The sequence below is a fragment of the Brevundimonas sp. genome, from assembly GCF_016463485.1.
Classification (GTDB): Bacteria; Pseudomonadota; Alphaproteobacteria; order Caulobacterales; family Caulobacteraceae; genus Brevundimonas.
Map to the genome: position 1 here is coordinate 1 of NZ_JAEMRD010000152.1, position 7501 is coordinate 7501.

Annotated in this window: 6 protein-coding genes and 1 tRNA gene; 3 read left to right on the forward strand and 4 right to left on the reverse strand. The window is 68.4% G+C overall.

The genetic code is table 11. The features are described 5' to 3' along the window. Together JHC99_RS16035 and JHC99_RS16040 are read left to right on the forward strand one after the other, a co-directional pair. The coding region (locus tag JHC99_RS16035; RefSeq protein WP_292155543.1) for a crosslink repair DNA glycosylase YcaQ family protein at positions 1–759 on the forward strand (759 nt) is incomplete at its 5' end. A gap of 212 nt (positions 760–971) precedes the next feature. After that, entirely contained in the window at positions 972–2648 is a 1677-nt protein-coding gene (locus JHC99_RS16040; protein ID WP_292155546.1) for a M20/M25/M40 family metallo-hydrolase, read from the forward strand. A 3-nt stretch (positions 2649–2651) separates the two neighbouring features. Here the strand turns inward: JHC99_RS16040 and JHC99_RS16045 are convergent, their stop codons facing one another. Together JHC99_RS16045 and glpK are read right to left on the reverse strand one after the other, a co-directional pair. After that, entirely contained in the window at positions 2652–3737 is a 1086-nt protein-coding gene (locus tag JHC99_RS16045; protein ID WP_292155548.1) for a phosphotransferase family protein, read from the reverse strand. 31 nt (positions 3738–3768) lie between these two features. Continuing rightward, on the reverse strand, positions 3769–5271 hold the full coding sequence (glpK, locus tag JHC99_RS16050; protein ID WP_292155550.1) for a glycerol kinase GlpK: 1503 nt from the start codon (positions 5269–5271) through the stop codon (positions 3769–3771). 111 nt (positions 5272–5382) lie between these two features. On the opposite strand from glpK, the gene JHC99_RS16055 reads away from it, so the two are divergent. After that, entirely contained in the window at positions 5383–6279 is an 897-nt protein-coding gene (locus tag JHC99_RS16055) for a hypothetical protein (protein WP_292155552.1), read from the forward strand. On the opposite strand, the gene JHC99_RS16060 is transcribed toward JHC99_RS16055, so the two are convergent. Together JHC99_RS16060 and JHC99_RS16065 are read right to left on the reverse strand one after the other, a co-directional pair. Then, positions 6280–7023: a TMEM175 family protein gene (locus JHC99_RS16060; protein WP_292155553.1), complete on the reverse strand. Its 744-nt coding sequence runs from the start codon at positions 7021–7023 to the stop codon at positions 6280–6282. Positions 7024–7165: 142 nt separating this feature from the next. Then, positions 7166–7240, reverse strand: a tRNA-Gly gene (locus JHC99_RS16065). Positions 7241–7501: the final 261 nt, after the last annotated feature.

Consider the following 7501-nt stretch of genomic DNA (forward strand, 5'->3'; position numbering starts at 1 on the left):
GGCAAGCCCGGCTGGTGGGAATGGTCGGACGGCAAGCGGGCGCTGGAGTGGCTGTTCTGGTCGGGTTTCATCACCACCCGGACCCGGCGCGGGTTCGAGCGGGTCTATGACCTGACCGAGCGTGTGCTGCCCGCCGCCGTCGCCGATGCCCCGACGCCGGACCTTGCGGAGGCCCAGAGAGCGCTGATGCTCATCGCCGCAAGGGCCATGGGGATCGCCACCGCTGCCGACCTGCGCGACTATTTCCGCCTGTCGCTGGAAGATGCGCGGGCGCGGCTGGCCGAACTGGTCGAGGCGGGCGACCTGATCCCGGTCACGGTGCGGGGTTGGGCCAAGCCCGCCTATCTGCATCCCGAGGCGAGGCGGCCACGCCGGATCGAGGCATCGGCGCTCCTGTCGCCGTTCGACAATCTGATCTGGTTCCGGGACCGGACCGAGCGGCTGTTCGGCGTGCGCGTCCGGCTGGAGATCTACACCCCGGCGCACAAGCGCGAGCGCGGATATTATGTCCTGCCGTTCCTGCAGGATGAGGCGATCACCGCCTGTGTCGATCTGAAGGCCGATCGTCAGAACCGGGTGCTGCTGGTCCAGGCAGCCTGGACCGAGCCGGAGGCCGATGCGGAGACACCGGGGCGGCTGGCGGTCGAGCTGCGCCGGATGGCGTCGTGGCTGGAACTGGACGCCGTCACCGTCGTCGGGCGCGGCGACCTGGCCCCTGCGTTGGCGGATGCGTTCATCGCATCTCCAGCTTCACCTTGAGCCCATCAAACCTCTCGCTCATTCCCGCGAAAGCGGGGACCCAGTGCTTTGGGCGATAGGACGAACACCATTCCAAGAGGCCTCAATCCCATGGACCGTGCCTCACGAAAGAACTGGGTCCCCGCTTTCGCGGGAATGAGCGGAAAATGTGGGTGCCATGCTGCCACTCGGGTTTGAACGCGCTAAGGCTGGTCGCGAACGGGAGCGACGGCATGAGTACGAGCGGAGCGGTGGCGGCGGCGTCGATGCAGGCCGAGAAGCGCATCACCCAGGCTCTGCGAGAAGCCGGAGCCGTCTCGCCCGAAACCGCCATCGCCCTGGCGTCCGGCCGATTGATCCAGCGCGGGGCCCTGCGTCGCCTTGTCCGCCGCCACGCCGTCGTCGAGGCCGGCGAGGGCCGCTACTGGCTGGATGATCCCGCCTATCAGGAGATGCGCAATACCCGGTCCAGCCGGGCGATCCTGTTGCTGTTCGGCCTGGCTGCGGTGCTGGTCATCGGCGCGGCCGTCTTCGTGAGCAAGGCGGGTGCGCAGACCCCGACTCTCGCGGGCGAACCCCGCCCCGACCAGCTCGCCTTCCGTGTCCTGTATAAGGAACTGGTCGAGACCAACACCACCTTGTCCGAGGGAGACTGCACCCTGGCGTCGAACCGGATGCTGGCCCGACTGACCGCCGCCGGATACTCGGCCGAGGACGCCCAGGTCATCGTGCCTGAAGACCAGCCCAAGTTCGGCTCGCTGGTCGCGACACTGCCGGGGTCGGACGCCTCGGCCCCCGCCATCCTGTTGCTGGCCCATATCGATGTGGTCGAGGCGCGGCGCTCGGACTGGCAGCGCGATCCCTTCACCCTGGTGGAGGAGGAGGGCTATTTCTATGCGCGCGGCGCTTCGGACGACAAGGCCCAGGCCTCGGTGTGGGTGGATACGTTCGTCCGGATGAAGGCAGAAGGGTTCCGGCCCCGCCGCACTCTGAAGATGGCCCTGACCTGCGGTGAGGAGACGAACGATCACTGGAACGGGGTCCAGTGGCTGCTGGAACATCGACCCGAGACGCTCAGCGCCGGCTTCGCCCTGAACGAGGGGGCAGGCGGCAATCTGGACGCGGCCGGCAATCGCCTGGTCCTGAACGTTCAGGCGGGAGAAAAGGTCTATCAGGACTTCACCCTGACCCTGACCAACCCCGGCGGGCATTCGGCGAGGCCGAGGAAGGACAATGCCATCGCGGCCCTGGGGGCGGGGCTGGACCGGCTGGTGAAGCATGACTTCCCGCTGGAGGTGACGCCGGTCACGCGGGCCTATTTCACGGCCCTGATCGAGACCTCGCCGCAGTTCGCCGACGACCTGCGCCTGTTGACCGCGTCGACACCCGACGCGGCGGCGGCGCTGCGGCTCGGGGCGGCCAATCCGGTGTGGAACGCCATGCTGCGCACCACCTGTATCCCGACCCTGATCGAGGGCGGCCATGCCCACAACGCTCAGCCGCAGAAGGTCGAGGTCAACGTGAACTGCCGCATCCTTCCCGGCCACACGATCGCTGAGACGCAAGGTCGGATCGAACGGGTCCTGGCCGTGCCGGGCCTGACGATCGCCACCGTCGGCGAGCCCAGCCCGACCTCGCCCCCGCCGCCCCTGACCGACGCCATCCTGGATCCGGTGCGGCAGGTCGCGGGCCGGATCTGGCCGGGCGTGCCGGTGGTCCCGACGCTGTCGACGGGTGCCACCGATGGCCGCTTCACCAATGCAGCAGGCATCCCGACCTATGGCATGACCGGGATGTTCACCGATCCGGACGGCAACGGGGTCCACGGCCTGAACGAGCGGCTGCGGGTCCGGTCTCTCTATGAAGGACGCGACTTCCTGTACGAGGTGGTCAAGCTCTATGCCAAATAGGGCTTACGCCCCGGCCCGCTTCGCATAGGTCCAGGCGGCGTCCGACAGGGGCCCGACCTGGGCTGCCATGGACCGGGCATGAGCGCTGGCCGCCGTGCCGTCGCGGACCCGCCCGGCTATGCCCTGGCAGATCGCGGCCAGCCGGAACAGGTTGTAGGCCAGCAACCAGTCCAGGTTGGCCGGGACCCCTGCGCCGGTCCTCGCCGCATACCGCTCCACCGTCTCCTGCATCGTCGGGATGCCCAGAGCCTTCAGGTCCGCGCCCGCGAGCCCGTTCCTCTGGCTGGCCGGCAGGACCCAGCCGATCAGCATGTAGGAGAAGTCCGCCATCGGATCGCCGAGCGTCGACAGCTCCCAGTCCAGCACGGCCCGGACATCGGGTCCGTCCGCAGCCACGATGAGGTTGTCGAGGCGGAAGTCGCCGTGGACGATGCGGGTCGGTCCCTGGGCCGGCAGCGTCGCGGGCAGGAACTCGATCAGCCGGTCCATGGCCGGGACCGGATCGATCTCGGAGGCCCGATACTGCTTCGTCCAGCGCCCGACCTGACGCTCGAAATAGTTGCCGGGCTTGCCGTAGTCGCCAAGGCCGATGGAGGCCGGATCGAAGCCGTGCAGGCGGGCCAGGGTGTCGGTCTGGGCCTCATAGATGGCGCGACGCTCAGTAGGCTCCAGACCCGGCAATTTGAGGTCCCACAGGACCCGGCCCTCGACCTTGTCCATGACGTAGAACATCGACCCGATCACCGCGTCGTCGGCGCAGAGCGCATAGGGCCGGGCCACGGGGAACCCCTGCGCGTGCAGGGCCGAGATCACCGTGAACTCCCGGTCCATGGCGTGGGCCGAGGCGAGCAAAACGCCCGGCGGCTTGCGACGCAGCACATAGGCCCGGTTCGGCGTGGTCAGCTCATAGGTCGGGTTCGACTGGCCGCCCTTGAACTGGCGGATCGTCAGCGGACCGGAGTAGCCTTCGACCTTGTCACGCATCCAGGCGTCGAGCGCGGCTGTATCCAGAGCGTACCGGGGATCGACCTCGCGCGTGCCGCCGAACGTGGCCTGGGCGTCCTCGGACGATGTCGCGGTGTCGGTCATGGGCGGTCCTCCGGCGTCCTTTGCGGACGCTCTATTCGCTGGCGATGATGGCGGCGCGGACGGCCCCGCGCCAGCCCTTGAGCAGGCGGTCGCGTTCGACGTCCCCCATGCGCGGGCTCCAGATCGCGGGGGCCTCGGCGGCGTGGGCGGTCAGGTCGGGGATCAGGCCGATGCCCAGCGCTGCCAGCTTGGCCGCGCCCAGGGCCGTCATCTCCTGAAAGGCCGGCCGCTCGACCGTGACCTGGCAGATGTCGGCCACGAACTGCATGGCGAAGGCGTTGGCCGTGACGCCGCCATCGACCTTGAGAAGCTTCAGCGGCGGGGCCCCGTCGGCGGCCAAGGCCTCCAGCAGGTCGTGGGTCTGATAGGCCAGGGCCTCCAGCGCCGCCCGCACGAAATGGGCCGGTCCGGTATCGCGCGTCAGGCCGACGACGGCCCCGCGCGCGTCCGGCTTCCACCACGGCGCGCCCAGACCCGTGAAGCCGGGTACCAGATAGACCCCGCCATTGTCCTTCAGCCCCTGCGCCACCCCTTCGGACTGGCGCGATTCCGAGATCATCCCGACCCCGTCCCTCAACCACTGGATCGCCGATCCGGCCGAGAAGATGGACCCCTCCAGCGCATAAGCCACCTCGGGGGCGGCCTCTTCGCCCACCTGATAGCCGAGCGTGCCCAGCAGCCGGCTCTTCGACGCCACCGGCTCGGCTCCGACATTGGCGACCAGAAAGGCACCGGTGCCGTAGGTGATCTTGGCGTCGCCGGGGCTCAGCGCCCCGTGCCCGACCAGCGCCGCCTGCTGGTCGCCGGCCGAGCCTGCGATGGGCAGGGCGCGGCCGAACAGGGCCGGATCGCTCTCGCCTGACACCTCTGCGCATCCGACGATCCGGGGCAGGGCGGCCATCGGCACGTCGAACAGGGCGCACAGGTCCTCGCGCCACGATCGCGATTTTAGGTCCATCAGGGAGGTGCGGCTGGCGTTGGTGGCGTCGGTGACGTGACGAGCCCCACCGGTAAGTTTCCAGACCAGCCAGCTGTCGATCGTGCCGAGTTTCACCTCGCCCTTCGCCGCCCGGTCCCGCGTCCCGGTCTTGTCCAGCAGCCAGGCGTATTTAGTCGCCGAGAAGTAGGGGTCCAGGATCAGACCCGTCGCCGCCTGAACCTCCGGCTCGTGCCCCTCCGCCGCCATCCGCGCCGAGACGTCGGCCGTGCGCCGGTCCTGCCAGACGATGGCCCGGTGCAGGGGCTCGCCCGTGGCGGCGTCCCAGATGACCGCCGTCTCGCGCTGGTTGGTGATGCCGATGGCGGCGAAGCGGCTGATCCCTCCGGCCTTTCGGATCACCTCGCGACAGGTCTGCAGTGTCGCGGTCCAGATCTCGGCCGCGTCATGCTCGACCCAGCCCGAATGCGGGAAATGCTGGGCCAGTTCGATCTGGCTGATCGCCAGGGCCTTCAGCGTATGGTCGTCGCAGACCTCGAACGCGATGGCCCGGCTCGAGGTCGTGCCCTGGTCGATGGCGAGGATCAGGTTCGGCATCCCTCCTGTCTAACCGGATGACCGGGCGTAAGCCAAATGGCGCGTCCACGCGTCAAGCTTGGCTTAGGCTCTTTATGTCAGGGTGGCGGTCCCAGCAGAAAGCTCGGTCCGATGTCGCTTGCCACTCTCGCCCTGTCACAACCCCGCATGATCGCGCCGCAGAGCGCGGTCAGCGCCCTAGCACCGTCGGATGCCAAGGCCGCCAAGGCCCGTGCGACGTTGACCGGCGTCAAGACCGCGACCGCCGCGCGCGCCGAACAGCCCTCCCCGATCGAGGACCAGGCCCGGAAACAGCGTCTGGCCCGCAAGGATCAGGCCCGCCAGCAGGTCCAGGTCCTGGTCGAGCGCATCCGCACGCTCAAACAGTTCGCCTCCGACAATCCCCAGGTCATGGCCAAACAGCTGGCCCAGATCGTCAAGCAGCTGAAATCGGCGCTCAAGGCCTATGCGGAGGCGGGGGGCACGCCCCCGCCTGGCGCGAGCACCAGTGCGGCGGTTCCGGCCGCTCCGGCACCGGCCGCGTCCGCCGAGAAGGCTCCGGCGTCGACCAGTCCCGCCGCCGAGGCCAGGACGGCCGAGACGGCGACGGGTCCGGCCGAAGCCGTCGAGACTGAAACCGAGGCCGAGACCGAGAGCGCCGACGCCGAGGTGCCTGATCGCGCCGCCCCGCCGTCTCTTGAGGAAACGCCCGCCGCCGCGCCCGCCTCGCGGGCCGATGTTCGCCCCGGCGACATCTACAAGGCGATGAAGGAGCGGATCTCGGGGTCGGAAGCCGCCGCCGACATGACCTTCGTCAAGGAGGTCCGGGGCATCGGCAAGTGGATCAAGGAACTGCTCGACAAGGCCAAGGTCCAGATGGCCTTCAAACCCATGGACGACGAGGCGAAGACGGCGTTCGAGGACGCGGACGAGGGCTTGAAGGAGATCGACGACGCCCTCGACGACCTGGATAGGGGTATCCGCGCCTCTTCGCCCGAAGCGGGTCTGTTCGCCGCCCTCTACGCCTGATCAGGCCAGACCCTCGGGCGCCGCCGCCTTGCGCCGCGCGGCGAACAGGCCACGGCCGCTTCGGCGTCGGTGGATCAGATTGGCGAAATACAGGGTGAAGGGTATCAGCCAGTAGGCGAAGCCCGGTGCCCAGGGTGCGATCCGCGTCGGAATGATCCAGGCGAGCGCCGCCGAGAACAGTCCGGCCAGGGTGATCATGCCCCAGATCGCGCGGCTTTCCGCCGCTTCATCACGGTCTTCCTCGGCCAGGCCCGCGACCGTCCCCCGCTTCAGCGCATGGCCGTATAGCAGGAAATACAGCCAGCTCAGGAAGGCGAAGCCGATCCCATAGATGGTGTAGATGACCCGCAGCTGGGCATAGGAGGCGATCAGGTCGCGTCCCGGCAGCCGTCCGCCCGAGAAATACCCCGCCCCCGCCTCGGTCAGCAGCCGCAAGGGGAAGACGTAGACCAGGATCATGAACACGATCATCAGGCTCAGCGTCGCCGACCAGCTGTCGCGGATCGGGGCCAGCCGCCCGAAATTGCGGTGGGCCAGCCAGAACATCACCACCAGCCCGAACCCGCAGGCGAAGGCCGGCACCCGGCCGAGCGCGTGCAGCAGGTCGGCGAAATTCTCGAGCGGATTGGCCCCGGCGATGATCAGCAGGGTCACGGCAAAGGCGAACGAGGCGTCCACGAAGGCGTCCAGCCGCGCGGTCTCCACCGGCCTGACCGTCGACCCCAGATCCGTTTCCGCGCTCATGCTCGCCCTCCGCGGCGAAACCTGAAGGATTTCACCGACCGGGGCAATGCGGATGGCGTCTGCGTCAACCTTGGCAAGCTCACGCAGCCCGGGCGTAGACAGCAAAAAGGCCCGACCTTGCGATCGGGCCTCTTGATGCGACTGGAGCGGGCGAAGAGATTCGAACTCTCGACCCCAACCTTGGCAAGGTTGTGCTCTACCACTGAGCTACGCCCGCACTCCTGTCGGAGGCGGGCGTATAGCGGAGGGGCGAACCTTCCCGCAAGACCCTCAATGCAGAATTCGCGCTCAAGCAGGGAGCCGGATCCGCGCTTTCAGCGCGGGGCGAGCCGTATCGCGCCGTCCAGACGGATGCATTCGCCGTTGATGTAGACGTTGCGGGCCAGTTCGAGGACGAGGCTGGCATAGTCCGACGGCTTGCCCAGGCGGCTGGGGAAGGGGATCTGGGCGGCGAGGGCGTCCTGGATCTTCTGGTCCA

Bases quoted from the DNA above. Each gene is read 5' to 3' on its own strand.
- JHC99_RS16040 (WP_292155546.1), top strand. From the start codon at position 972: ATGAGTACGAGCGGAGCGGTGGCGGCGGCGTCGATGCAGGCCGAGAAG.
- JHC99_RS16045 (WP_292155548.1), bottom strand. From the start codon at position 3,737: ATGACCGACACCGCGACATCGTCCGAGGACGCCCAGGCCACGTTCGGC.
- glpK (WP_292155550.1), bottom strand. From the start codon at position 5,271: ATGCCGAACCTGATCCTCGCCATCGACCAGGGCACGACCTCGAGCCGG.
- JHC99_RS16055 (WP_292155552.1), top strand. From the start codon at position 5,383: ATGTCGCTTGCCACTCTCGCCCTGTCACAACCCCGCATGATCGCGCCG.
- JHC99_RS16060 (WP_292155553.1), bottom strand. From the start codon at position 7,023: ATGAGCGCGGAAACGGATCTGGGGTCGACGGTCAGGCCGGTGGAGACC.